At 40.1% G+C, this 22,852-nt stretch carries 25 protein-coding genes; 3 read left to right on the forward strand and 22 right to left on the reverse strand.

Annotated features, from left to right (window positions below; genetic code table 11):
- Positions 1-25: 25 nt before the first annotated feature.
- The 14 genes from ACSFVZ_RS02740 to yceD all read right to left on the reverse strand — a co-directional run bounded on the left by ACSFVZ_RS02740 (position 26) and on the right by yceD (position 11,878).
- On the reverse strand, positions 26-1,846 hold the full coding sequence (locus ACSFVZ_RS02740; RefSeq protein WP_435558155.1) for an alkaline phosphatase D family protein: 1,821 nt from the start codon (positions 1,844-1,846) through the stop codon (positions 26-28).
- A 35-nt stretch (positions 1,847-1,881) separates the two neighbouring features.
- On the reverse strand, positions 1,882-2,661 hold the full coding sequence (locus ACSFVZ_RS02745; protein WP_135924346.1) for a TatD family hydrolase: 780 nt from the start codon (positions 2,659-2,661) through the stop codon (positions 1,882-1,884).
- A 13-nt stretch (positions 2,662-2,674) separates the two neighbouring features.
- Entirely contained in the window at positions 2,675-3,001 is a 327-nt protein-coding gene (locus ACSFVZ_RS02750; protein WP_054554720.1) for a PilZ domain-containing protein, read from the reverse strand.
- A gap of 8 nt (positions 3,002-3,009) precedes the next feature.
- Positions 3,010-3,903: a DNA polymerase III delta subunit-related protein gene (locus tag ACSFVZ_RS02755; protein ID WP_435558040.1), complete on the reverse strand. Its 894-nt coding sequence runs from the start codon at positions 3,901-3,903 to the stop codon at positions 3,010-3,012.
- Between the two features lies 1 nt (position 3,904).
- Positions 3,905-4,531: a dTMP kinase gene (gene tmk / locus ACSFVZ_RS02760; RefSeq protein WP_435558041.1), complete on the reverse strand. Its 627-nt coding sequence runs from the start codon at positions 4,529-4,531 to the stop codon at positions 3,905-3,907.
- Positions 4,532-4,549: 18 nt separating this feature from the next.
- Positions 4,550-5,527 carry an endolytic transglycosylase MltG gene (mltG, locus tag ACSFVZ_RS02765; protein WP_435558042.1) on the reverse strand — a complete coding sequence of 326 codons (978 nt, stop codon included), beginning with the start codon at positions 5,525-5,527 and terminating at the stop codon, positions 4,550-4,552.
- Positions 5,524-6,336: an aminodeoxychorismate lyase gene (gene pabC, locus ACSFVZ_RS02770; protein WP_435558043.1), complete on the reverse strand. Its 813-nt coding sequence runs from the start codon at positions 6,334-6,336 to the stop codon at positions 5,524-5,526. The genes mltG and pabC overlap by 4 nt, the downstream gene beginning before the upstream one ends.
- 56 nt (positions 6,337-6,392) lie before the next feature.
- On the reverse strand, positions 6,393-7,631 hold the full coding sequence (fabF, locus tag ACSFVZ_RS02775) for a beta-ketoacyl-ACP synthase II (RefSeq protein WP_135924341.1): 1,239 nt from the start codon (positions 7,629-7,631) through the stop codon (positions 6,393-6,395).
- Positions 7,632-7,902: 271 nt separating this feature from the next.
- Entirely contained in the window at positions 7,903-8,139 is a 237-nt protein-coding gene (acpP, locus tag ACSFVZ_RS02780) for an acyl carrier protein (protein ID WP_016707440.1), read from the reverse strand.
- 238 nt (positions 8,140-8,377) lie between these two features.
- Positions 8,378-9,124: a 3-oxoacyl-ACP reductase FabG gene (gene fabG, locus ACSFVZ_RS02785; protein WP_063704919.1), complete on the reverse strand. Its 747-nt coding sequence runs from the start codon at positions 9,122-9,124 to the stop codon at positions 8,378-8,380.
- A gap of 11 nt (positions 9,125-9,135) precedes the next feature.
- A complete protein-coding gene (gene fabD / locus ACSFVZ_RS02790; protein ID WP_135924340.1) occupies positions 9,136-10,062 on the reverse strand; it encodes an ACP S-malonyltransferase in 927 nt (308 codons plus the stop codon).
- Between the two features lie 70 nt (positions 10,063-10,132).
- Positions 10,133-11,161: a phosphate acyltransferase PlsX gene (gene plsX / locus ACSFVZ_RS02795; RefSeq protein WP_435558044.1), complete on the reverse strand. Its 1,029-nt coding sequence runs from the start codon at positions 11,159-11,161 to the stop codon at positions 10,133-10,135.
- An 11-nt stretch (positions 11,162-11,172) separates the two neighbouring features.
- Positions 11,173-11,343: a 50S ribosomal protein L32 gene (gene rpmF, locus ACSFVZ_RS02800; protein ID WP_036967969.1), complete on the reverse strand. Its 171-nt coding sequence runs from the start codon at positions 11,341-11,343 to the stop codon at positions 11,173-11,175.
- Between the two features lie 10 nt (positions 11,344-11,353).
- A complete protein-coding gene (yceD, locus tag ACSFVZ_RS02805; RefSeq protein ID WP_135924338.1) occupies positions 11,354-11,878 on the reverse strand; it encodes a 23S rRNA accumulation protein YceD in 525 nt (174 codons plus the stop codon).
- Between the two features lie 141 nt (positions 11,879-12,019).
- Between yceD and ACSFVZ_RS02810 the strand changes: the two genes are divergently transcribed.
- Positions 12,020-12,616, forward strand: coding sequence for a Maf family protein (locus ACSFVZ_RS02810; protein ID WP_435558045.1), 597 nt, complete (start codon positions 12,020-12,022; stop codon positions 12,614-12,616).
- Here the strand turns inward: ACSFVZ_RS02810 and ACSFVZ_RS02815 are convergent.
- Positions 12,564-13,256 (reverse strand): HAD family hydrolase, encoded by a 693-nt coding sequence (locus ACSFVZ_RS02815; protein WP_435558046.1) that lies wholly within the window; start codon positions 13,254-13,256, stop codon positions 12,564-12,566. The two genes, ACSFVZ_RS02810 and ACSFVZ_RS02815, sit on opposite strands and share 53 nt — an antisense overlap.
- A complete protein-coding gene (gene rluC / locus ACSFVZ_RS02820) occupies positions 13,243-14,211 on the reverse strand; it encodes a 23S rRNA pseudouridine(955/2504/2580) synthase RluC (protein WP_435558047.1) in 969 nt (322 codons plus the stop codon). The genes ACSFVZ_RS02815 and rluC overlap by 14 nt, the downstream gene beginning before the upstream one ends.
- Positions 14,212-14,830: 619 nt before the next feature.
- On the opposite strand from rluC, the gene rne reads away from it, so the two are divergent.
- Complete coding sequence (rne, locus tag ACSFVZ_RS02825; protein ID WP_435558048.1) at positions 14,831-18,016, forward strand: ribonuclease E; 3,186 nt, start codon at positions 14,831-14,833, stop codon at positions 18,014-18,016.
- 60 nt (positions 18,017-18,076) lie between these two features.
- Here the strand turns inward: rne and ACSFVZ_RS02830 are convergent, their stop codons facing one another.
- The 6 genes from ACSFVZ_RS02830 to yejK form a co-directional block, all read right to left on the reverse strand.
- Complete coding sequence (locus tag ACSFVZ_RS02830) at positions 18,077-18,943, reverse strand: PhzF family phenazine biosynthesis protein (RefSeq protein WP_435558049.1); 867 nt, start codon at positions 18,941-18,943, stop codon at positions 18,077-18,079.
- 227 nt (positions 18,944-19,170) lie between these two features.
- Positions 19,171-19,536, reverse strand: a complete 366-nt coding sequence (locus ACSFVZ_RS02835; RefSeq protein WP_138558328.1) for a cupin domain-containing protein — start codon at positions 19,534-19,536, stop codon at positions 19,171-19,173.
- Between the two features lie 2 nt (positions 19,537-19,538).
- Positions 19,539-20,060 carry a GNAT family N-acetyltransferase gene (locus tag ACSFVZ_RS02840; RefSeq protein WP_435558050.1) on the reverse strand — a complete coding sequence of 174 codons (522 nt, stop codon included), beginning with the start codon at positions 20,058-20,060 and terminating at the stop codon, positions 19,539-19,541.
- Positions 20,061-20,365: 305 nt separating this feature from the next.
- Positions 20,366-20,854 (reverse strand): hypothetical protein, encoded by a 489-nt coding sequence (locus ACSFVZ_RS02845; RefSeq protein ID WP_435558051.1) that lies wholly within the window; start codon positions 20,852-20,854, stop codon positions 20,366-20,368.
- 98 nt (positions 20,855-20,952) lie between these two features.
- The gene (locus ACSFVZ_RS02850; RefSeq protein ID WP_135924329.1) at positions 20,953-21,264 is read right to left on the reverse strand and encodes an antibiotic biosynthesis monooxygenase family protein; all 312 of its coding nucleotides are present in this window, start codon (positions 21,262-21,264) and stop codon (positions 20,953-20,955) included.
- Between the two features lie 290 nt (positions 21,265-21,554).
- The gene (gene yejK / locus ACSFVZ_RS02855) at positions 21,555-22,571 is read right to left on the reverse strand and encodes a nucleoid-associated protein YejK (RefSeq protein WP_135924328.1); all 1,017 of its coding nucleotides are present in this window, start codon (positions 22,569-22,571) and stop codon (positions 21,555-21,557) included.
- 63 nt (positions 22,572-22,634) lie between these two features.
- Here yejK and ACSFVZ_RS02860 point away from each other — a divergent pair, with 63 nt between their 5' ends.
- Positions 22,635-22,847: a YejL family protein gene (locus tag ACSFVZ_RS02860; RefSeq protein WP_036967930.1), complete on the forward strand. Its 213-nt coding sequence runs from the start codon at positions 22,635-22,637 to the stop codon at positions 22,845-22,847.
- The last annotated feature ends 5 nt before the right edge of the window (positions 22,848-22,852 follow it).

Here is a 22,852-nt window from a genome sequence, read left to right on the forward strand (position 1 = left end):
GCGTTTTTTTATTCTGAGTATTCGATTAATGTGTGTTTAAATCGAATTCTGTAATTTGGTTGTCAGCATGAATTAGTTCATATTTTGCGAGCAAACCATCATTGAGTTCTATCAAACTGATAGCTGCATTACTAACCAAATACTTTTGCCCTTCCCCCATGGTTTGGTGTTTATCAACTTCCATCTGCCAACGTTTAGTAAAAAAGTTAAGTGGGCTTTTTGGGGCATATAAAATCGAATCTAGCTTATCGAGTACATTAATGAGCTTGCGAGGAAACTCATTTTTAATACCACTGGCGGTTAACTGCCAAATACGATTTTTATGTTTGCCAAAGCGCTTTTGCACTGAAAAACAAAATGAATAATGTACATCACCAGAGAGTATCAAGGTTTCTTTTGGTGTATCTTCACGACGGAAAGTATCAAGTAGCTTTTTAGCGGAACCTTCGTGGGCCATCCAGTTTTCAACATCAACAAGCAAAGGTTGCCCACAAAAATTAAAAATAGCTTGGATTGCTTCAATTGATTTAACACCAAACACCGGTGCTGGAGATACAATAATCACTTTATCGTGAGACAATAAGCTTTCTTCTAATTCTGTTAGCCTCTCCCAATCAAGTAAGCCAGATGGTTCATTGAAGTTTTGTTCATTACGCCAGCGATGGGTTCGGGTATCGAGCACCACAACTTTGGGTATGGTATTAAGCTCATAATGCCAATGGTTAAAATTGAGTATTAGCCTATCAAAGTCTTTAAAATGCCAACTCTGCTTCTTTAAACTCTGCTTAAAACTTGGCAATAAAGACAACGAGTTAGCGCCCGCATCATTACCAATCCCTTGCATTAACCAATAACTAATCAGGCCATTATTTACTATGCGTCGGCTAGCTGGGTGCTGATAAATAGCCTGCTCCCATCCTGCGGTTAAGTTCCAATCATCGGTGACATCATGATCATCAAACATCATCAATGTCGATACATTGGCAAATAATCTTTCGACACTACTAAGGCCTTTTGCGAAACCAAGTAAAGCGTCTTTTTCAAGTTTGAATAAATTAGCGTATTTAGGAGCTAATGCTGGGCATTCAATTGTTTCAAACTCGATTAACTGCCAAGTAACAGGGCTAAAGTTTAGTAAATAAAGCGCTATAAATTCTTGAAAATGAATTAAGTGGTTTTCAGCTTTTAAACTTGAGAAGTGCGGCTCATCTTTTTTGAGCCAATAACCAACACCAAATTTACTGCGTTTTTGCCAAGGCACTTTAGGTAAGTGTAAATGGCGCTTATAAAGTTGTTGTTCAAACCCTGCTGGTAAATCTAAATCAAGTTCGGGCTCTACAAACACACCAAATAAACTAATCACTTTTTCAATCGCGAGCAGCATAGGCCCTGCGACATCATCTGCATATATTTGATCGCCAGATAACAATAATAAGTCAGCACCTGCATTAAGAGATTGACGCTGGTCATTTTGCCATTTGTCAGCAGCAACGAGACTATCTTTTGCTGGGTGATGAGGGTTACGACAGGAACCATGAAGAATTCTATCGAGCCTATTGGGGATCACAAATGCAGGAGATTCAGCTCGCTCGTAACAATAAGACGACAAATCAATGCTTTTATCTTCATCATGTAACGAATAATAGATCAGTGAATCTACTGTAAACTGGCCACTGACTGGCATGACATTGATGAAATTTAAGTAAAGATGTTGCCCTAATTGAATTGACTCTAAGTTAGAGTAAGTATCAACACCTTTAAACTCAATTCGGTATTGGCAAGGCACAGTTGTAACAAATTGAAAGCACACTCGCCCTGCATCTGCTCGGCGTACCATTGGCCCCATTACTAACTGAGGTAAATTTGATACGCCTTGCACCACTACGCCCTTTTAGCTTGATTGAACAACGAGTAAAAGTTGTTAGTTGTTGCTTCGGCTAACTCGTTAAAAGTAAGTCCTTTTAACTCAGCGATGTAGTAAGCTACATCTTCAACGTAGGCTGGTTGATTTGTTTTACCACGATAAGGAACAGGCGCTAAATAGGGTGAGTCTGTTTCAATTAATAAGCGATCAAGCGGGATTTGCTTTACAACATCTTTTAGCTCAACGGCATTTTTAAACGTAACGATACCCGAAATCGAGATATAAAAGCCCATATCAATGGCTTTTTTGGCCATTTCCCAGTTTTCTGTAAAGCAGTGTAATACACCACCACAATTCTCTGCATTATGCGCACGCATTAGATTAATGGTGTCTTCTCTGGCATCACGAGTATGAATAATTAGCGGCTTATTGAGCTCATTAGCAACCTCTATATGACCAACAAAACTTTCTTGCTGAACTATATGGGTGTCTTTTGAGTAATAGTAATCTAGACCGGTTTCACCTATCGCAACCACTTTATCGTGGCTAGCAAGTGAAATAAGTTTTTGCTTATCGAGCGCGTCTTTTTGATCAAGTGGGTGAACGCCGCATGATGCAGAAACATCTGGATAGTGTTTGATTTTATCCAGCATCGTTGGGAATTGATCTAAAGTGACACTCACGCACAAAAAATGTTCAACTTTCTTTGCGCGAGCATTTTCAAGTACTTGGTCTAAATTAAGGTCGAGTTTATCGAAATCGAGCCTGTCTAAATGGCAATGAGAATCTACAATCATGGTACTACTTTTATTACATGGTATAGGTCGGGTTGCCAGAGTTTAACATAGTACCCAAAAGTTTTTCGATCTTCGCATTCAAATTCGTTTTGTCATCAATAAAATTTACACCGATACCCGGTGGATTTGAACTTTGAGCACCTTGCGGGGTGATCCAAGCAACTTTACCTGTCACTACATCGTCTTCCAATGCATCAGGTAAAGTAACTTTTAATGCAAGTGAATGGCCCATTTCAAAACGCATATTAGTGCGAACAAATAAACCACCATTTTTTAAGTACGGCATGTAACAGCGATATAATTCTTCTAAGTCTTCAATATCTACTAATAATTCTTGCACGATGTATCCTAATTTTGGCTTTCACGTAATGAAAACGCTAACTTCGAAATGGCCAGCGACATATTTAAACCTAGCACATGCGAGCTATTATACAGAAATTCTGCTATGGCTTGTTGCGCTTTTTGGTAGCTGAAAAAATCCATCCCTAATACTAATTTTTCCTTTAAATGTTCTGTTAAAAACAAAACAAATACATTAATCAAGGTGCTATCTTTGCTAAGGATCTCGACTAAAGCACTGAAATTATCGCTGTCTTTTAACTCAGTTGCAAATTTATAGAGGGAATCTATTGAGTCTAATTGCTTTTCATTATACCAATGCTCAATAAGCATTGGCTGCTCTACAAATAGTTCTAACCAAGAATAATGAGGTATATTAAATTCACCCAACCATTTTTTAGCTAAGCTAGGATTTACCTTTACCTCATGAACTGCACAGCGGCTTAAAATTGTGGCTGGCAATAAAGCCAGTTGTTCACAGGTTAAAAGCAGGTATCGATTTAAACTGGGTTCTTCAAGAGTTTTCAACAAGGCATTTGCAGCTGCGGTAGTCATTTTATGACTGTGTTCAAGTACCACCACTTTATTACCATTTTGAGCTGATGAATGATTAATAAAATCTGTAATTTCACGCACTTCATCAACACCAATAGTTTGGCCTTCAGCCTTTACAACGCGCTTATCGGGATGTGTGTTTGCTCGGTTTAATTGACAGCTTTTACATTTTCCACAGGCAATTAGGTTGTTGGCATTAGAGCACAGTAACGCATCAGCTAACATATCAACTAGCTCACGTTTTCCTACACCGATATCGCCATTAAATAACTGTGCATGATGGAAGCGTTGCTGCGAATAGCTTTGAGCTAATTGCTGATATAAAGGTTCAAGCCATGGCAAAGGCATGCTAATTTACACCTTTAAAGAATTCATCAAGCACACTGGTAATAGCTGCATGCACTTCAGGCATGGTTTGATTAGCATCTACTGCTTTGATGCTGTTGTCAGTGCTTGCAATTTCAAGATAACGTTCTCGAGTGCGCTCAAAAAAGCCTAAAGCTTCTTGCTCTATACGGTCTAGTTCACCACGTCCTTTTGCACGTTCAAGACCCACTGCAGGTTCAATATCTAAATATATCGTTAAGTCTGGTTTTAAACCCTTTAGCACCATATCAGCTAAAAAAGAAAGTTGCTCTTGTGCAATCCCACGACCCCCCCCCTGATACGCTTGCGATGAAAGATCATGACGATCACCTAACACCCAAGTGCCCTTATTAAGTGCTGGAGCAATGACATTAGCAACCAATTGCGAACGTGCCGCATACATAATTAACAGCTCAGTTTCAGAAGTGACTGTTTCTTGATGAGCCTGTTTTACGATACTACGTAGTTCTTCTGCCATGGGTGTTCCGCCTGGCTCACGTACATTGATAAATTCGATCTGCTTATTTTCTAAATAAGCTTGGCACACGGCAATTGCCGTTGATTTTCCAGCCCCTTCAAGGCCTTCAATCACTATAAATTTCGCTGTCATATGACTCTATTCTGGTTGTTAATTCAATTGATACTGTTTAACTGCGCGATTATGTTCTTGTAACGTTTTCGAAAATTGATGGCTGCCATCTCCCTTCGAGACAAAATACACGTACTCAGACTCAGGCGGATTAACTGCCGCAAGTAGCGCTGCTTTCGATGGCATGGCTATTGGTGTTGGCGGTAAGCCTTTTATTTTATATGTATTATACGGTGTATACGTTGTTAAATCTTTGCGCTTAATATCACCATCAAAATCCGCACCTATACCATAGATAACTGTCGGATCGGTTTGCAAACGCATATTGGTTTTTAAACGATTAGTAAATACCGCCGAAATTAATGGTCGCTCAGAAGCAAGGCCGGTTTCTTTTTCAATAATCGACGCAAGAATTAAAGCTTCATAGGGTGAGTTTAAAACTAAATCTGGCGCTCTTTTTTGCCATGCAGCCTCTAATTCTTGCTGCATTTTGCTGTATGCGCGTTTTAATAAGCCACTGGCGCTATCTTCACTATGGTAATGATAGGTGTCTGGGAACAACCAGCCTTCTAAATTTTCTTGCGTGTTGCTAATCTGAGTCGCTAAATTTTCTGGATCTAAATCTTGTGTTAAATGAGGTTGTTTTGCTATGTTTGCCACCACTTCACGAAGAGGTTGCCCTTCAATAATAGTGAAACTAAAGCTTACTTGTGCACCTTCATTGATACGGCGAATATTATCAATCACAGTGCTTGTATCAAGTTCATACAGACCCGCTTTTAAATCAGTAAGAGTCGGATCTAATTTAGCGAGTACCTGAAATTTAAAGCAGCTATCAACCCATTGTTTTGCTTGCCATGCTTGGCAGAGTTGATTAAAGCCAGTGCCGCGCTCTACTTTGAATAAAGTACTTTTTTCAACTTTTAACGGCATTTTTAGTGCTGATTGAAGCTGTTGATAGCCAATACCACAACATAGCAATGCTAATAACAGCACGCTAACAATGACTTTTATCACGTATTCTCCTTGGCAAACTGCGCCGCTAATAGCGCGTTACTGCGTACAATATTAAACTGTGTATCAGCAATGCTTGTAACCGGAACCACACCCATTAAACTGTTGCACATAAATACGGCATCCATAGCTAGCAACTCATCCAGTTGGATTGCTTTAAACTCAATGGCTAACTTACCACATAAAGCGTTTAGATAAACCCCTGTAATACCGCAGCCATCTAACTTGGGTGAAACGATTTTACCGTTTTTAATGGCGAATATATTTGCAGCTGAGCACTCAATCACATTATTTTTATAGTCAAGCACCACAACGTCATCACATTCAACAGTATGCATGTGCTTTTTTATAAGTACTTGCTCTAAACGATTTAGGGTTTTTAGTCCAGCAAGTAACGGTTGGTATGCAAGTCTCACGTCACTTATTGCTAATTTAACACCCTGCTGTTGCCAGGATTGATAGTGTGAAACCGCAGGTAATACAGTGATAAGTACTTGGATATTGGGCGTATCTGGTAAACCATAACCACGACCACCTGCGCCACGAGTGACGACTATTTTTAAAATACCCGTTTGTGTATCACTAATTGCTTGGTTAACTTCACACTCAATTGCGCTTAAATCTAATTCGGGGAAAAATAGCCTTTGCGCGCATTCTTCTAAACGCGCTTTATGTAAATCCCAGTGTTCAACCTCTGAGTCCACCACTGAGGCAGTCGTGAAAAAGCCATCACCGTAATTTAAGCCACGATCTTGTGTGCTTATTGTGGTGTCTGGTGTGATTATTTTTATTGTTTGTTTTAATTTACTCATACAAAAAAGCCCAGTTAAACAACTGGGCTCTTCTTTTAGTCCGTTGTTAAAAAGAATTATACCTTTTTAAACAGCAACGAGCCATTAGTACCACCAAAACCAAATGAATTACATAGTGCGTAATCCAATTTAGCGTCACGTGCAGTGTGCGGTACATAATCTAAATCACAACCTTCATCAGGGTTATCAAGGTTAATTGTAGGGCTTACTTTCTGGTCAACAAGTGACAAGATAGTAATAATTGACTCTACTGAGCCTGCTGCACCTAACAAGTGGCCCATCATTGATTTAGATGAACTTACCATCACATCTTTCGCTGCATCACCAAAAATAGTTTTAACGGCTGATGTTTCGGCTTTATCGCCTGCATTAGTCGATGTACCGTGAGCATTAATGTAACCAACTTGGTCTGCATTAACTTGTGCATCGTTTAATGCATTTTCCATTGCCAGTGCTGCGCCTGCACCGTCTTCAGGTGGAGAAGTCATGTGATATGCATCACCACTCATACCAAAACCTACCAGTTCAGCGTAGATTTTCGCACCACGTGCTTTTGCATGCTCATATTCTTCAAGTACGATAACACCGGCACCATCAGCAAGAACAAAACCGTCACGGTCTTTATCCCAAGGGCGTGATGCTGCTTGTGGATCGTCGTTACGTGTTGATAGTGCACGTGCCGCATTAAAACCACCCATACCAATTGGTGTAGAGGCTTTTTCTGCACCACCGGCTACCATTGCGTCTGCATCACCGTATGCAATCATACGCGCAGCATGACCAATGTTATGTAAGCCTGTTGTACATGCCGTAACAATTGAAATGTTTGGGCCACGTAAACCATGCATAATCGATAAATGGCCCGAGATCATATTGATAATAGTCGAAGGCACATAAAATGGTGAAAGCTTACGCGGACCACTATTTAGTAGTTTAATGTGGTTTTCTTCGATTAACGTCAAACCACCAATGCCAGAACCCACTGCAACACCAACGCGCGTGGCGTTTTGTTCAGTGATCTCTAGACCAGAATCTTGTAGTGCTTGTACACCCGCTGCAATGCCATATTGAATAAACAAATCCATTTTCTTTGCATCTTTCGGTGACATGTAAGCTGATGCATCAAAGTCATTCAGCAAACCTGCGAATTTGGTGCCGAAACTTGAGGTATCGAAATGTGTGATAGTTTGAATACCACTTTTACCGTTTAACAAACCTTGCCAAGTAGATTCAACATCATTACCTAGCGGTGTCAACATTCCTAAGCCAGTTACGACGACTCGACGTTTAGCCACGGGTTGCCTCCAATAAGGAAATTATTTTAGGTAGGTGTAAACCAAATTATACCAATAACGTTATATCGCGTCATTTGAAGAAAAAGCTAAATTGGTAATATGGCAAAAGTTTCATTGTTAGTGATTTTGAATCAGAAACTTCCACTACATTGTTGCTAGGCTTCACCTTCATAATTAGCAATTTTTACTGCTAATTGGTAATAATTAGTATCATTCTATAGATAGACTAAGGGCAGCTAAACGCTGCCCTTAAAAATCAAAATGCGTAAAATTACTCAGCGTGAGCTGTAACGTAATCGATTGCAGCTTGAACTGTAGTGATCTTTTCAGCTTCTTCGTCTGGGATCTCAGTGTCGAACTCTTCTTCAAGAGCCATTACTAGTTCTACAGTGTCAAGTGAGTCAGCACCTAAGTCGTCAACGAAAGAAGCTTCATGTTTTACTTCTTCTTCTTTAACACCTAGTTGCTCAATGATAATTTTCTTTACGCGTTCTTGGATGTCGCTCATTCTTCTTTCCTTTATTAAAAACGCCAATGCGTTATTTTCAGATTGCGGCGTAGTTTACGCCGCATAATTCTGTGATTCAAGGATTTGCTGATAATTACTTATCTGGTCAAACCTCTTGATTGGTATTTGTTCATTTATCGCTTATTTTCATAGCGAATTCAAGTATGTTTAAAGCAAGATCACAAAAAATTCAACAATTTTCGATAATCTTTCGTTAGCAAATTTTTGCCAACTTTCATTAAACCATGTACATCGCGCCATTTACGTGCAATGTTTCGCCTGATACATACGCAGCAGCGTCAGATGCTAAATAACACACTGCAGCAGCAATTTCTTCAGGTTGACCTAAACGACCAGCAGGTACATTTGCAAGCGTAGCTGCTTTTTGCTCATCAGTCAGCTCATCTGTCATGTCCGTTTGGATAAAACCAGGCGCTACTACATTAACTGTAATACCACGTGAGGCAACTTCGCGTGCTAATGACTTAGTAAAACCAATAACACCCGCTTTCGCCGCGGCGTAGTTTGCCTGACCCGCGTTACCCATAGTGCCCACTACAGAACCAATATTAATGATACGGCCATTTTTCTTTTTCATCATAGGGCGTAATACAGCCTTTGATAAACGGAAAATTGAGCTTAAGTTAGTGTCGATGATGTCATCCCACTCACCGTCTTTCATACGCATTAATAAGTTATCACGGGTGATACCCGCATTGTTAACTAATACGTCAATATCACCTAAATCAGCCTTAATTGCAGCAAGTGTTGCCTCAATCGACTCAGGATCGGTTACGTTAAGAGCATAACCTTTACCGTTGTCACCTAAGTATTCACTGATTTTAGCAGCACCTGATTCGCTTGTTGCAGTACCCGCTACTTTTGCACCTTGTGCAACTAACGTGTTTGCAATTGCTTTACCAATACCACGGCTTGCACCAGTGATTAGGACAACCTTGCCCTCAAGAGAAAATAAATTTGTCATTCTATTCCTACTTATTTCGCTTCATCAATCGTAGCTTGCGTATTAACCGCAGCGCATACCATTGCTTTATCAATTCGTTTCGCAAGACCCGTTAAAACTTTACCAGGGCCAAACTCATAGCTTTGTGTAATACCTTGTGCAACCAATGCTTGTACTGTTTCAGTCCAGCGTACTGGGCTGTATAGTTGACGTACTAATGCATCTTTAATTGCTTCGCTTGATTGCTCAGCTTTTACATCAACGTTGTTGATTACATCACACTTAGGTGTATTAAATGTTAAAGCAGCTAAATCAGCAGCTAATTTTTCAGCGGCTGGTTTCATTAGTTCACAGTGAGACGGTACGCTAACTGCAAGTGGTAAAGCACGTTTAGCGCCGGCTTCTTTACATGCTTCTGATGCACGCTCAACCGCCGCTTTGTGACCTGCAATTACAACTTGACCTGGAGAGTTGTAGTTTACTGGTGAAACAACGTCACCATTTGCTGACGCTTCACACGCTGCTTTGATTTCGTCGTCACCTAAGCCGATGATTGCAGCCATAGAACCAACACCCGCAGGTACTGCTTCTTGCATGTATAAACCACGGTTCTCAACAAGTTTAACGGCTTCGCTTAAGCTTACAACGCCAGCACAAACAAGCGCTGAATATTCGCCTAAACTATGACCAGCCATAACAACATCGGCTTCAGGGTTTGCGTCTAACCATTGACGGTAAATAGCAACACTGGCAGTAAGAAGTGCTGGTTGTGTACGATGGGTTTGATTTAATTCTTCTTCTGGACCATTAAGTACAAGTGCAGCGAGATCATAGCCAAGTGCTTCAGATGCTTCAGCGAATGTTGCTTTAGCAATTTGTGAATCAGCTAATAGTTCAGATAACATGCCCACAGCTTGTGAGCCTTGACCTGGAAATACGAGTGCAATTTTATGTGCCATACTTTGCTCTTATAATTAAACAAAAAAATATTCATCAGTAGGCAGCATAACAAGTTTTAACTATGCTGCACTAATTTGTTGTTGGATGTGTTTGCTCAAAAATCGCAGCGATTTTTTCAGGGAGTTGGCGTTCGACTTCCCGCGCGGCTTCATCAATAGCAGCATGAAACGCCTTCGCAGAGGCATTACCATGGCTTTTAACAACAATACCGCGCAATCCTACCAGACTTGCGCCGTTATACTGGTCGGGGTTCACCCGCTTGTAGAGTTTTTTTATCACTGGACGTAATAAAAATGCTAAACACTTGTATAAGAAATGTTTGTGTAAGGCTTTGGTGAGTTTATGCATGATGAGTTTGGCAATACCCTCACAGGTTTTTAATGCCACATTACCTACAAATCCTTCGCAAACTATAACATCGGCTTTGCCACTGAAAATATCACTACCTTCACTATAACCTGTGTAATTAAGATATTTACACTGCTGCATTAACTGTGCAGCCTGTTTTATTCCTTCGTGCCCTTTTATGTCTTCAGAGCCAATATTCAATAAACTAACTCTAGGATTTTCACAACCTAGAGCTTGCCCTGCTACCACAGACCCCATAATGCCAAATTGATAAAGTGTTTGTGCATCACAATGCACATTGGCACCTAAATCTAACAAATAGACAGGGTTTTTACGTTCAGTTGGAACAGCAGAAATTAATGCAGGGCGTTTTACGCCTGGAAGCATCTTTAATACATAATGCGCCATAAAAAATAATGCGCCCGTATTACCAGAGCTTACACATGCTTGCGCTTCACCCGATTTAACTAAATCAAGGGCAACTCGCATTGAAGAATCTTTTTTAGAACGAACTGCTAAAGCGGGTTCACACGCATTAGTAACGACTTCGCTACAATGACGAATAATTAAACGAGGGTGTGAAACAGAATCGAGTGCTTCGAGTTCTTTTAGAATAACCTGCTGATTACCACATAAGATGAGTCTTAAGTTGGTATTCGCATTAACTGCGTTTACTGCAGCGGGGATAGATGAACGGGGGCCGTAATCGCCCCCCATCATATCTAACGCTATGGTTAGATTGGTCAGCATATAGCAATCTCTTAGTTAGAAATTACTTTAACGCCTTTATAGTAACCGTCAGCAGTTACGTGGTGACGACGGTGAGTCTCACCAGAAACTTGATCTACAGTTAAAGTTGGACCACTGATCGCATCGTGTGAACGGCGCATGCCGCGTCTTGCACGAGACTTTTTGCTTTTTTGTACAGCCATTAGTCTTCTCCTAAGAATCTTTCTTAAGTTGTTTCAAAATATCAAATGGATTTGGTTTGTCATCTTTTGCTGCTAATTTACCAAAGCTGGCAGGCTCTGATGAATAACTGCACGAGGTTTCGTTGTGTGTAGGCACTATTGGAATAGCCAAAATCAATTCGTCTTCGATTAACTCAAATACGTTGATTTCACCGTTTTCGTCCAGTTCTACTTCATCGTAACCTGCAGGTAGATGATCTGACTCTGCATCCAAACCAACTGGCGAATACACAAAGTCTTGTTCCAAATCCAACCCTAATTCACCATTGCAGCGTTGACAAGTTACAGTTACATGTGTTGATAAGTTTCCACTTATTACCACTAAACCTTGCTCATCAATTTTGCAATGAATCTTTACCGCTATTTCACCTGCTTCTTCCTGCACAACTTGCTCTAAACGAGAAAGTTTTTCAAGCGGTACAATACCGTCATACGTTAAACGATGTTGTGCTGCTTTGCTGGGATGAAGAGTGATGGGAATTTTCACCTTTTGCATAGGGGCTGCATCATATAGATAGTTAGTAAGTTAGTCAAAGTAAAAAACCATTTTTAGCCGGTTTTTAACGATCTTCTGCTTTGTTTTCGGATTCAATGTGGCTTATCCTTGGCAAAATACAATTTTCATCCAGAATTTATTATGAAACCAACACTTATATTAGCGTCAAGCTCACCATTTAGACAGCAATTATTAACTAAATTCAATCTACCTTTTGAAAGTTTCTCTCCAGATATTGACGAAACTCCTTTTAAAGCTGAAACACCCGAGCAATTGGTAGCGCGTTTAAGTGAACAAAAAGCCCGTGAAGCAATAAAGCATTTTGATGAAGGTTTAGTCATAGGCTCTGATCAGGTTGCGGTATTCAGCAATACAATTTTAGGTAAGCCTCATACTAAAGAGAATGCTATTAAGCAACTATCGGCATTTAGTGGCCATACAGTGACATTTTTAACGGGTTTGAGTGTATTTGATATAAAAAGTGGTAAAGCAATTACCACTGTAGTGCCCTTTGATGTGACATTTAAAACACTCACATTTGAGCAAATTAATGCCTATTGTGATGCTGAACAACCATACAATTGTGCTGGAAGTTTCAAAAGTGAAGGGTTAGGTATTTGCCTATTTGAAAAACTCAGTGGCGATGACCCAAATACACTTATAGGCCTGCCACTGATCACATTAACTAAACTACTGGCTGAGTTTGGTGTTGATGTGTTGACGCTGCAAAGGGCGTAGTTAAAACCTGCAATAGTTGTTGGTATGAATCAACAACACATAACGGCGTATGTTTTTGTAACTGCGCCGGGCTATGAGCGCCAAAACTAACACCAATACAGGCAATACCTGCAGCGTTAGCCATTGCCATATCGAGTTGGCTATCGCCAATCATTACGGCATCACGTTTGGCTATGCCCTGCTCGTGCAAAATTTGCTCAAGCATATCCGGTGATGGCTTCGACTTAGCATCATCTGAGCATTTTACATTTACAAAGTACTGACCAAGACCTGACTCATTAAGTAATCTGTCGATGCCTTCACGCCCTTTACCGGTAGCCACAGCGAGTTGCATGCCAGCCTCGCTTAGCCGCTTTAACACAGTTTCTACATCTGCAAATAGCGGTGTAGGTGTTACATCCAACTCACGATACTGCGCTTTATAACCTGCCACTAGCTCATCGTTTAAATGTGCATGGGCAGGAAAAAGTACTTCAGCGGCTTTTGCCAGCGACAAACCGATAACATCCTTGGCTTGCTGTTCAGATGGAATATCAATTCCTAATTCACGAGCCGTATTACGCAAACAGTTGACGATTTTTGGCACTGAGTCCATTACAGTGCCATCCCAATCAAAAATAACTAACTTAAACTTGTTCATTATCTGCACGTAGCTTTTTGATACAGTTTTGAAGTGCATTATCTAATGGCGCTTCAACATGCATAGTCGTTTCGTTTTTAGGGTGCATAAAACGCAAATCATGGGCATGTAAGAATAAACGATTCAACCCAGTTAACTTATTCACGTACTGATCAAACTCTGCCACACCGTATTTATCATCACACGCAATTGGGTGGCCTTTGCATTGTGTATGCACACGAATTTGGTGTGTACGGCCAGTAACTGGCGATGCTTGTACTAATGAGCATTCAGCATAACGCTCAATGACACGAAAACGTGTATGCGATGGTTTACCCTCGGTATTATCTACACGCACTACTCGCTCACCTGATTTTAAGGTGTTTTTACGAAGCCCTTCAGTAACGTTTTTAGTTTTCGCATCCCATTGACCATCAACAAGTGCCCAATAGTTTTTTTCCATGGTTTTTTCGCGCAACTGCTTATGTAAATCAGTAAGCACTGAACGACGTTTTGATATAAGTAAACAGCCTGATGTGTCGCGGTCTAATCGATGGACAAGCTCTAAGCTGCGCTCTTCAGGACGAAGCACACGTAGTGCTTCGATTAAGCCATAGCTTAAGCCACTGCCACCGTGAACAGCCATTCCTGAAGGTTTGTTAATAACCATTAAATACTTGTCTTCAAACAAAATCGCATCTTCAAGTTGTTTAACTTTATCAAGTTTCTTAGGAACGAACTCTTCCTTTTCAGCGACTTTAATAGGCGGAATGCGAACGACATCGTTAAGTTGTAATTTGTAAACAGGTTTAATGCGTTTTTTATTTACTCGCACTTCGCCTTTACGAAGGATTTTATAAACTGCACTTTTAGGCACACCTTTTAGGTGGGTAATAAGAAAGTTATCAATACGTTGACCTAGATGGTCTTCACTGATGGTAACAAACGAAACTTGTAAGCCGGTTTTTTCTGACATTGCCTAATCACTGATTTAAGTAAATAATTTAGTTGCTAACCCGGTTGTATTAGTGGGATAATCACCGCTGCGAACATAAGTTTGCAAGTAACAACGGTGCTTTTATCACATTAATACATTCGTGATGCATATTCTGGGTTGCCGATCATACAGATCCGCGCTAAGTTTTCCAAAGCTTTTATAATTACCCAGCCAACACGAGCGTTCAATTATCGGCGGTGCGCGTAATATATCGCCTGAATAATTTGAGCACGAATGTTGATTAATGAACATAAAAAGCAATTGAACAAGATAAATTGACTGATAGTGACAACGTAACATCGTCATTCAGAAGCAGCTGTTGTAGCAAGACATTGAATAAAAATTGAAATCTGGTCGACTTCAGGACAAAACTCGTAAATTAAAACCGCAAAAAATGCGGCAGTTTTGGCACCAAATAGAATCTAATAACATGACAGCATGTTATTGTCTGCCACACTATACTGATGCTCAATGTAAGCAAACAACCTAGGGTTTTGACTTTACCCAGTCGTGAGACTGCACAAGAATAACCGTCAAATACCACTGAACAGACGATTTTACTTCGTCATGTCAGCGACAAAATTAGTAGAGTAACAATATGAAACGTATGCTAATCAATGCGACGCAGCAAGAAGAAATGCGCGTTGCACTGGTTGATGGCCAGCGCCTGTATGATTTAGACATAGAGAGCCCGGGTCACGAACAAAAAAAAGCAAATATTTACAAGGGTAAAATTACCCGTATCGAACCATCACTAGAAGCTGCCTTTGTAGATTATGGCGCTGAAAGACATGGTTTCCTTCCACTTAAAGAAATAGCTCGCACCTACTTCCCACAAGGCTATACGTTCCAAGGCCGTCCGAACATTCGTGACGTGATCAAAGAAGGTCAGGAAGTTATCGTGCAAGTTGATAAAGAAGAGCGTGGCCAAAAAGGTGCTGCGTTAACAACCTTTATCAGTGTTGCTGGTAGCTATTTAGTACTTATGCCGAACAACCCACGTGCAGGTGGTATTTCTCGCCGTATTGAAGGTGATGAGCGTACTGAACTTAAAGAAGCACTAAGCCGTTTAGAACTTCCTAAAGGCATGGGCTTAATTGTTCGTACTGCAGGTGTTGGTAAGTCTTTTGAAGAACTAGAGTACGACTTAAAAGCATTATTGGTGCATTGGCAAGCTATTCAGCAAGCAGCTGACAGTGGCCCTGCTCCGTTCTTAATTCACCAAGAAAGCAACGTAATATTCCGCGCGATTCGTGACTATTTACGTCGTGATATTGGCGAAATATTAATTGATAAAGCACGTGTATTCGAAGAAGCGAAAGCGCACATTGAGCGTTTCCGCCCAGACTTCATGAGCCGCGTAAAGCTTTATCAAGGTGATGTGCCGCTATTTACTCATTACCAGATAGAAAGCCAAATCGAGTCAGCTTTCCAACGTGAAGTTCGCTTACCATCAGGTGGCTCAATTGTTATTGATCCAACTGAAGCGTTAACATCTATCGATATTAACTCGTCAAAAGCCACTAAAGGCGGTGATATCGAAGAAACTGCGCTTAATACAAACTTAGAAGCAGCAGACGAAATTGCGCGTCAATTACGTTTACGTGATTTAGGTGGTCTTATTGTTATCGATTTCATCGATATGACCCCACCACGTCACCAGCGTGAAGTTGAGAACCGTTTAAAAGATGCCGCTCGTCCTGATAGAGCACGTGTTCAAATCGGTAAGATCTCACGCTTTGGTTTACTTGAAATGTCGCGTCAACGTTTACGCCCTTCATTAGGCGAAGCGAGCCAAGGTCCATGTCCTCGTTGTAATGGTCAAGGTACGATTCGCTCAAACGAATCAATTGCTCTGTCTATCCTTCGCTTAATCGAAGAAGAAGCAATTAAAGACAACACATCACAAGTTAATGCACAAGTGCCTGTTGCTGTTGCCGCTTACTTATTAAACGAAAAGCGTCGTAGTGTTCAACGCATCGAAAAGCGCCACAACGTTGATGTAGTGATCATTCCTAATCAACACATGGAAACGCCACATTACGAAGTAATTCGCTTACGTAAAGACGAAACAATCGAAACAGTGAGCTACGAGCAAGTTGTTGCGCCTGAGCCAGAAGCATTTGAAATGGCTAAAGCGCCTACAGCACCAGTTCGTGAAGAGCCAGTTTTAAAAGGTGTCGTTATGCCGACTACACCGGCTCCTCAAGCAGCACCTAAAGCTGAGCAAGCAACTCCTGCAGCTAAAAAGTCTGAAGGTGGTTTATTTGCTGCAATTGGTAAGTTCTTCAAATCGTTATTTAGCACTGCTGAAGACGAAACAGAGAAAGAGCAAGAAGAGAAAAAGGCAGCACAAAGACGTAGCAATAATCGTCGCAACAACGATAACCGTCGTCGTAGCAACAATCAGCGCCGTCGTAACTCTCGTAACAAACGCCCTGAAGACGCACAGGCTAAAGAAGAAAATACAAATACTTCAACACCTGAGCAAAAAGAAGGTAACGAAAATCGTAACAAGCGTCGTCGTAATTCTAACAACAGAAAGCGCAATGAAAAACGCACTGATGATGTAGAGCAAACGACAAAAGAAACGGCACAAGAAACACAGTCTGAGCAACCAAAGGAAACTAAACCTAAGGTTCGTCGTCAACGCCGTAACTTGCGCAAGAAAGTTCGCGTTAAAGACGAAAATGCAGATGATGCAAATTTAGTACAAACTAATGAACCGGTAGAGCAAGCACCAAAAGCTGAAAAACCAGCTAAGCCTGCAAAAGAATCGGTTGCAGTTGAGACTGAACAAGCAGAGCAACCAGTTGCTGAATCACAAGTAAAAGCTGAACCAGTGAAAGCTGACGCTGAGCCAAAACAAACAGAGCAAGTTGAATCTGTAGTTGAAGCATCAACTGATGAAGAACAAGCTCAACCTCGTACTCGCTCTCGTCGTTCACCGCGTCATTTACGTGCCGCTGGTCAACGTCGCCGTCGCCCAGAGCAAGACGAAAAATCAAGTGATGCGAAAAGTGACGCACCTGCGTTTATTCCAGTTGCTGATCAAGCCGCTGCTGAGTATGAAGCTGAGTTAAAAGCAAAGCAGTCACAAACTCAACAGCCAGTACAAGCTGAAGAATCAGTAAAAGCTGAAGAGCCAGTACAAGCTGAAGAGCCTGTTAAAGCTGAAGAATCAGTACAAGCTGAAGAGCCTGTTAAAGCTGAAGAATCAGTACAAGCTGAAGAACCAGTACAAGCTGACGAGTCAGTACAAGCTGAAGAACCAGTAAAAGCTGAAGAATCAGTTAAAACTGAAGAGCCTGTTAAAGCTGAAGAACCAGTAAAAGCTGAAGAGCCTGTTAAAGCTGAAGAACCAGTTAAAGCTGAAGAACCAGCACAAGCTGAAGAATCAGTACAAGCTGACGAACCAGTAAAAGCTGAAGAACCAGTAAAAGCTGAAGAACCAGTAAAAGCTGAAGAGCCAGTACAAGCTGACGAACCAGTACAAGCTGAAGAGCCAGTAAAAGCTGACGAACCAGTACAAGCTGAAGAGCCAGTTAAAGCTGAAGAAGCTAAACCAACACCTAACAATGAAAAAACAATGTTAGTTAAAGGTTCAGCAAGCGCAGCTATGGCAAAACCAGCGCCAGTTGCAGACAGCGAGCCACAACCTACTCCGGCGGCTATGGCACATGATAAACGTGACGCTATTCCTGATAGTGGTCTACGCCCAGGTTCAGTTAAACCTGCAGGTAGAGCGCGAGCAGAAATGACGAAAACATTATCTACTGACTAGTTGATAGCTATATAAAAAAAGCCGCGTTATGAAACGCGGCTTTTTTGTTTTAGATGTACACTAAATCTCGATTTTTTGTGTGCCGATGGCACTGGCGTATCCACCCACTAACACTTTTCTCACGCCCTGCTCATCCGAGTAAACACTTGTAGAAATATGTGAGCGACAGCCCATTGCTCGACCTTGTTCAAACTGAAAATGGTTTTCTTGCTGAACAAATACATGTTTAGTTAAATAGCAAGCAAGCGCACCATTGGCACTCCCCGTTGCTGATTCTTCAGGTATATCAACCAAAGGAGCAAAATTACGACAACTTGCTGTTAGCCCACATTCGCTCTCTAAAAGCTCAAATGCGTGAACACCGATCACTTTATGTTGTTGACAAAATTCGCTCAGCGCTGCTTCATCAATAGTCATTTTATCTAAGTAGCCATTAGGCACAGCAACGATAATATCAGGCAAGCCTGTGGTTATTATGTCAATTGGTAAACCTGTTGCTGCAAGTATAGTTTCATCAAGCCCTAATAAGCCTGCAAGGTCACTATAAGAAAAGCCACCAAGATATTTTGGCAAGGCTTGCTCCATAGTAATTTTGCCGTCTTCGGCAATTGTGACGCCTAACAAACCCGCTTTTGTTCGCTGAGTATAATAACCTGGTTTTAATAAACCCTTTTCATAAAACGTAGCGAACACCGCAAGTGTTGCATGGCCGCAAAAATCAACTTCTTCTGTTGTCGTGAAAAATGATACTGCAAAGTCAACTTCATGATCTTGGGCTACAAATGCCGTTTCTGAAAAGCCAACTTCTTTTGCAATCTTCAATTTTTCTGTATCTGAAAGATTGTCAGCATTTAATACCACACCTGCAGGGTTGCCACCTGTTCCCTCTGCGGTAAATGAATTAACTAAAAATGCAGTTATTGTCATTACTTATTCCATACTTAAGTTAAAAACTAGGATCACCGCACAAGCTTAAAATATATCGTTATGCCACTAGTGCCTTGTTAGTTGAGATCCAAATTGGCTGATTTTTATATATTACCTGAAATACAAACACGAGTATAAGCCAAATAGTAAAAGCACAAAAACACTAAGATGCGTAGCTTTTTTAAGGTTTAATTCTTACAGTTCTGAATCTGATATCGAAATTATCGCTACACCCATACATCATTTGTGGCAGTCAATTGCCCACCCGCATTACCTGTATTTACAACCCCTTTGGGTTCAACAAGCATTATTTTGCATTCGCTGTTTGCTTTTGGTTTATGCTCAACACCCTTAGGAATTACAAATAACTCACCAGCTTCCAAAGTCACAGCGCCATCCCTAAACTCAATTTCAAGTATCCCTTCAATAACTATGAATACTTCATCAGTATCAGGATGATCATGCCAAACAAACTCTCCTTCAACTTTAGCGAGTTTGAATTGATAGTCATTCATTTCGGCAATGACCCGTGGCGACCAATGTTCAGTAAATTTAGAAAACTTATCTTTAAAGTTAACTGCTTTGTAAGTCATCGTTACTCTTTTCCAAAAGGCTCTTTGCGTAAGTCAAATTCATAAAACAACATATCATTTATCACTTCATCTTGCTGAATAAATGAAAGTTTATTTAAAAGCTTAACTGACGCGGTATTTGATTTATCAACACCAGCGATAAGCTTATGCCATTGTGGGTGGGTGTAAGCCAAGTTGATAAAGCCATGCAGTAATTCAAATGCAAGGCCCTTCCCCCAATATTGCTCAGCTAATAAGTAACCAATGTGGGCATTTGGGTTATCGCTATATATAAACAAGAACCCTATAATTTCACTTTCAGAAGACTGCAGCATTAATAAATGGCATTCTTTAAGCATTTTATTAAGCCACTCCTCAGCCGCTAATTTAGATTCTATGCCTTGAAAATAACTCGGTAAATTTGCAACTACAGCGGGGGTTAATATCGAAGGTAAAGCTTTAACTAGAGCAGTACGCTCTGATTTAGCTGCATTAGAATTTACTTCAATGACATTTAATCTTGCAGTGTTAAATGAAAGGGTCATTTACCCTCTTTTTAAATTTTAGCTTAAAAGAATACCCTAATGGATTTACCAGCATTGAGCCAGATAAATCATAGTTAGATAAAAATTTCGACTAAATAGCACACGTTTAAGAAGCTTATAAATGTCAAAGCAAGAATTGATTTTCGTAAGAATTAAAGCCTGTGTATTTGCTTTTTTTAGGGGGCACCATGACTAAAAGCCACTGTGAAACATACATTAGAAATACATAAGAGCTGGCACACAATGATATTGATAAACATATTATCGATATAAAAAATTTAGATTTAGTTAATTAGCTGCCAAGTTTAAGGAGACTCATCTGATTTAAAAATGACCCACCCTTTACTAAACCATATTAAAGAAAACACAGCACTAATCAGGCTAACAATAAACACTATTGTTGCGCTAAATTGCATATGTGCTAACCCTTGCTCTAAATGTGATGCTCCCTCTTGATTGTTCGGAACATAGTTGAAATACCAAATCAAACTAATAAATAGGCTTATGATATGTAGGCCTATAATTGTATAAAAAAATGGCTTAGATACTTTTATTTTTGGATAGAGCGAGTTTAATAACGCGAAAACAACAGGCCAAAGCATCGTCATAATATAACGCTGAACTTCAACATGAAAATACATTAAAATATCTTGTGGTTGCTCTTGTGCAGTAAGAATTGTCACACCATATTCTGGGCGTGTTGTAGCCAAGCTTCTCCCTAACAGCACAATACCTAGCAAAAATAACAAGACTCGAATATTTTCAGGTTTTAATAATCTAAAGATTCTATCCATATATCCCCCAAATAGCGCTAAAGTTAAGAGACTTAGTCAAGGCACTGTTAAACCAAATTTACAGTTTTAACTTATAATCTCTCCAGCTTTTCCTTTATTTATTCTCTAACAACCTCGTATAAAGCAGGCTGCCCGACTAAACCTTCTACTCTTTCGCTGTTAAGTGCTAATTGCATCTTTTGCACTGCAGAATTAAAGGCGTCTTGGCTTTCCCACTCAGCTACATTGATTAGTTTATATTTGGCTTCACCCAAAAATGATTGTGTTTCTAATGAACGGTGTAACTTAGTTGATATATACCCCGGTTGCGTTTTTAAAAAATCTCGATGGGATTCCCAATATTTGATTGATTCTTCTAACTTGCCTTCAGGAACAATAAATGGATTAATTAGTACAATACTTGATGACATTCCTTTACCCTCGATATTTAAAATGCTGCTCAATTAGATACTAAGCAGCTATTGTGAGCTCATACTAAAAATACGACTTATTCTTGAATATCCATTTCTATTGTTATCACTTTATTTACGGCTTTAGAATACTAAAAAACAACGTATCTCAATTTAAAACCAATCATAAAGGACCAGCTCACACTCTTCTTATTTAAGATAATTGCAAAAATTTTCAACGTGAGTACAAATAGTAAAAAAAGCCCAGCTAAGGCTGGGCTAAATAAGAAAGGTTGCGGTAGCTAAGAAAGTTAACTTTCTTCTTGCTCCATAAAGCGCTGTAACTGGTCTTTAAGATTAGGTGGAATACCTTTAATAACAAGCGTATCAGTCGCTTCGTTGTAGGTAACTCGCTCACCTAAATGTTTGCGTTCGAAGCTCACACTGACACCGCCGCCCATACCTGAAAACTTAACCATGCTGGTAACTGTTTTCTTATCAACAGGGAACGACTCTTCTAAGTCATAATTTTGTTCTTGGCAAAAGCTTTCAAATGGGCTGTCGTCACTTTTTGATAATGTCGCCGAAAGTTCTTTAACATTGGCATCTTCACCTGTAGTTACACAATCATTACAGTAATCAAAAACTTGTTTGCGAAGCTCGTCTTTTTCTGACTTGTCGTATTGTTGCTCAGATAAGTAATCTTCTACGGCATTAAGCATAACTTGGCTTTGCTGTTTCGGATCAATGCCCTCTTCACAACCTAAAAAGTCTAAGAAGAAGTCTGCTACTTTACGACCGGCACGACCTTTAATAAACGACACATAGCGATTATCTTCTGGTTGCGCATCCCACGCTGTTAAATCTACACGTGCAGCTAATTGCATACGCGAAATATCTAAATGACGTGATGACGCTAGATCAAGCTCAGAAGTAATTGAGTAGTGCTCTTTAATATTAATCATGGCAATTAACAAAAAGTCACTCGCAACATACTGATAATGGCAAAAAACTAAATAACCCGTTTCGTTGAAGGCATACTTATTTAGCTCTTCTTTTAGCACATTTGTCGCTTGCTCTGTCATGTGCCAAAAACCAAGCTCGTTATTACGGTAGCTTTGCATAGCTGATGCAACAATACTGTTTTTCTCGCCACTGAATGCGCAATAACCTTTACCCGGCTTACCATTGTATGCATGGTGTAGCTGTTCAATAAAAACGGCTACTTTATCGTTAACAACCATCTCATCATTGCGTAAATGAATATCTGTGTCGTCATCTTTTTTGTCTACATAATGAACGACTAATTTTTTAACATCTATTGTCATCTTTGTTTTTCACGCCTCTGGTGTTAAAATACGGGAATATAACTCTTTTTACCGAACCAACTGATGCCTATCATATCAAAATATTCTAATGAGCAAGTAGAACAAATCGTTGATCAGCTGATCGATGTACTAACAGAGCACAAAGCGCCTGTTGATTTAAGCCTTATGTGTTTAGGAAATTCTATCACGCATATTTTAAAAGAGCATGTACCATCAGAGAAAAGACAAGCGGTTGCCGACAATTTCGCCAAAGCATTAGCTCAGTCGGTTAAATAAGATTT

This window comes from Pseudoalteromonas nanhaiensis (assembly GCF_051235485.1).
Taxonomy (GTDB): domain Bacteria; phylum Pseudomonadota; class Gammaproteobacteria; order Enterobacterales; family Alteromonadaceae; genus Pseudoalteromonas; species Pseudoalteromonas lipolytica_C.

What these genes read in the sequence shown, in the direction of transcription:
- ACSFVZ_RS02835 (WP_138558328.1), bottom strand. Translation starts at nt 19,536, where the DNA reads ATGACTTACAAAGCAGTTAACTTTAAAGATAAGTTTTCTAAATTTACT.
- yceD (WP_135924338.1), bottom strand. Translation starts at nt 11,878, where the DNA reads ATGCAAAAGGTGAAAATTCCCATCACTCTTCATCCCAGCAAAGCAGCA.
- fabG (WP_063704919.1), bottom strand. Translation starts at nt 9,124, where the DNA reads ATGACAAATTTATTTTCTCTTGAGGGCAAGGTTGTCCTAATCACTGGT.
- ACSFVZ_RS02830 (WP_435558049.1), bottom strand. Translation starts at nt 18,943, where the DNA reads ATGACAATAACTGCATTTTTAGTTAATTCATTTACCGCAGAGGGAACA.
- rne (WP_435558048.1), top strand. Translation starts at nt 14,831, where the DNA reads ATGAAACGTATGCTAATCAATGCGACGCAGCAAGAAGAAATGCGCGTT.
- ACSFVZ_RS02840 (WP_435558050.1), bottom strand. Translation starts at nt 20,060, where the DNA reads ATGACCCTTTCATTTAACACTGCAAGATTAAATGTCATTGAAGTAAAT.
- tmk (WP_435558041.1), bottom strand. Translation starts at nt 4,531, where the DNA reads ATGACAGCGAAATTTATAGTGATTGAAGGCCTTGAAGGGGCTGGAAAA.
- yejK (WP_135924328.1), bottom strand. Translation starts at nt 22,571, where the DNA reads ATGACAATAGATGTTAAAAAATTAGTCGTTCATTATGTAGACAAAAAA.
- acpP (WP_016707440.1), bottom strand. Translation starts at nt 8,139, where the DNA reads ATGAGCGACATCCAAGAACGCGTAAAGAAAATTATCATTGAGCAACTA.
- ACSFVZ_RS02850 (WP_135924329.1), bottom strand. Translation starts at nt 21,264, where the DNA reads ATGTCATCAAGTATTGTACTAATTAATCCATTTATTGTTCCTGAAGGC.
- ACSFVZ_RS02860 (WP_036967930.1), top strand. Translation starts at nt 22,635, where the DNA reads ATGCCTATCATATCAAAATATTCTAATGAGCAAGTAGAACAAATCGTT.
- ACSFVZ_RS02815 (WP_435558046.1), bottom strand. Translation starts at nt 13,256, where the DNA reads ATGAACAAGTTTAAGTTAGTTATTTTTGATTGGGATGGCACTGTAATG.
- plsX (WP_435558044.1), bottom strand. Translation starts at nt 11,161, where the DNA reads ATGCTGACCAATCTAACCATAGCGTTAGATATGATGGGGGGCGATTAC.
- ACSFVZ_RS02740 (WP_435558155.1), bottom strand. Translation starts at nt 1,846, where the DNA reads ATGGGGCCAATGGTACGCCGAGCAGATGCAGGGCGAGTGTGCTTTCAA.
- pabC (WP_435558043.1), bottom strand. Translation starts at nt 6,336, where the DNA reads ATGAGTAAATTAAAACAAACAATAAAAATAATCACACCAGACACCACA.
- ACSFVZ_RS02845 (WP_435558051.1), bottom strand. Translation starts at nt 20,854, where the DNA reads ATGGATAGAATCTTTAGATTATTAAAACCTGAAAATATTCGAGTCTTG.
- ACSFVZ_RS02755 (WP_435558040.1), bottom strand. Translation starts at nt 3,903, where the DNA reads ATGCCTTTGCCATGGCTTGAACCTTTATATCAGCAATTAGCTCAAAGC.
- rluC (WP_435558047.1), bottom strand. Translation starts at nt 14,211, where the DNA reads ATGTCAGAAAAAACCGGCTTACAAGTTTCGTTTGTTACCATCAGTGAA.
- rpmF (WP_036967969.1), bottom strand. Translation starts at nt 11,343, where the DNA reads ATGGCTGTACAAAAAAGCAAAAAGTCTCGTGCAAGACGCGGCATGCGC.
- ACSFVZ_RS02810 (WP_435558045.1), top strand. Translation starts at nt 12,020, where the DNA reads ATGAAACCAACACTTATATTAGCGTCAAGCTCACCATTTAGACAGCAA.
- fabD (WP_135924340.1), bottom strand. Translation starts at nt 10,062, where the DNA reads ATGGCACATAAAATTGCACTCGTATTTCCAGGTCAAGGCTCACAAGCT.
- ACSFVZ_RS02745 (WP_135924346.1), bottom strand. Translation starts at nt 2,661, where the DNA reads ATGATTGTAGATTCTCATTGCCATTTAGACAGGCTCGATTTCGATAAA.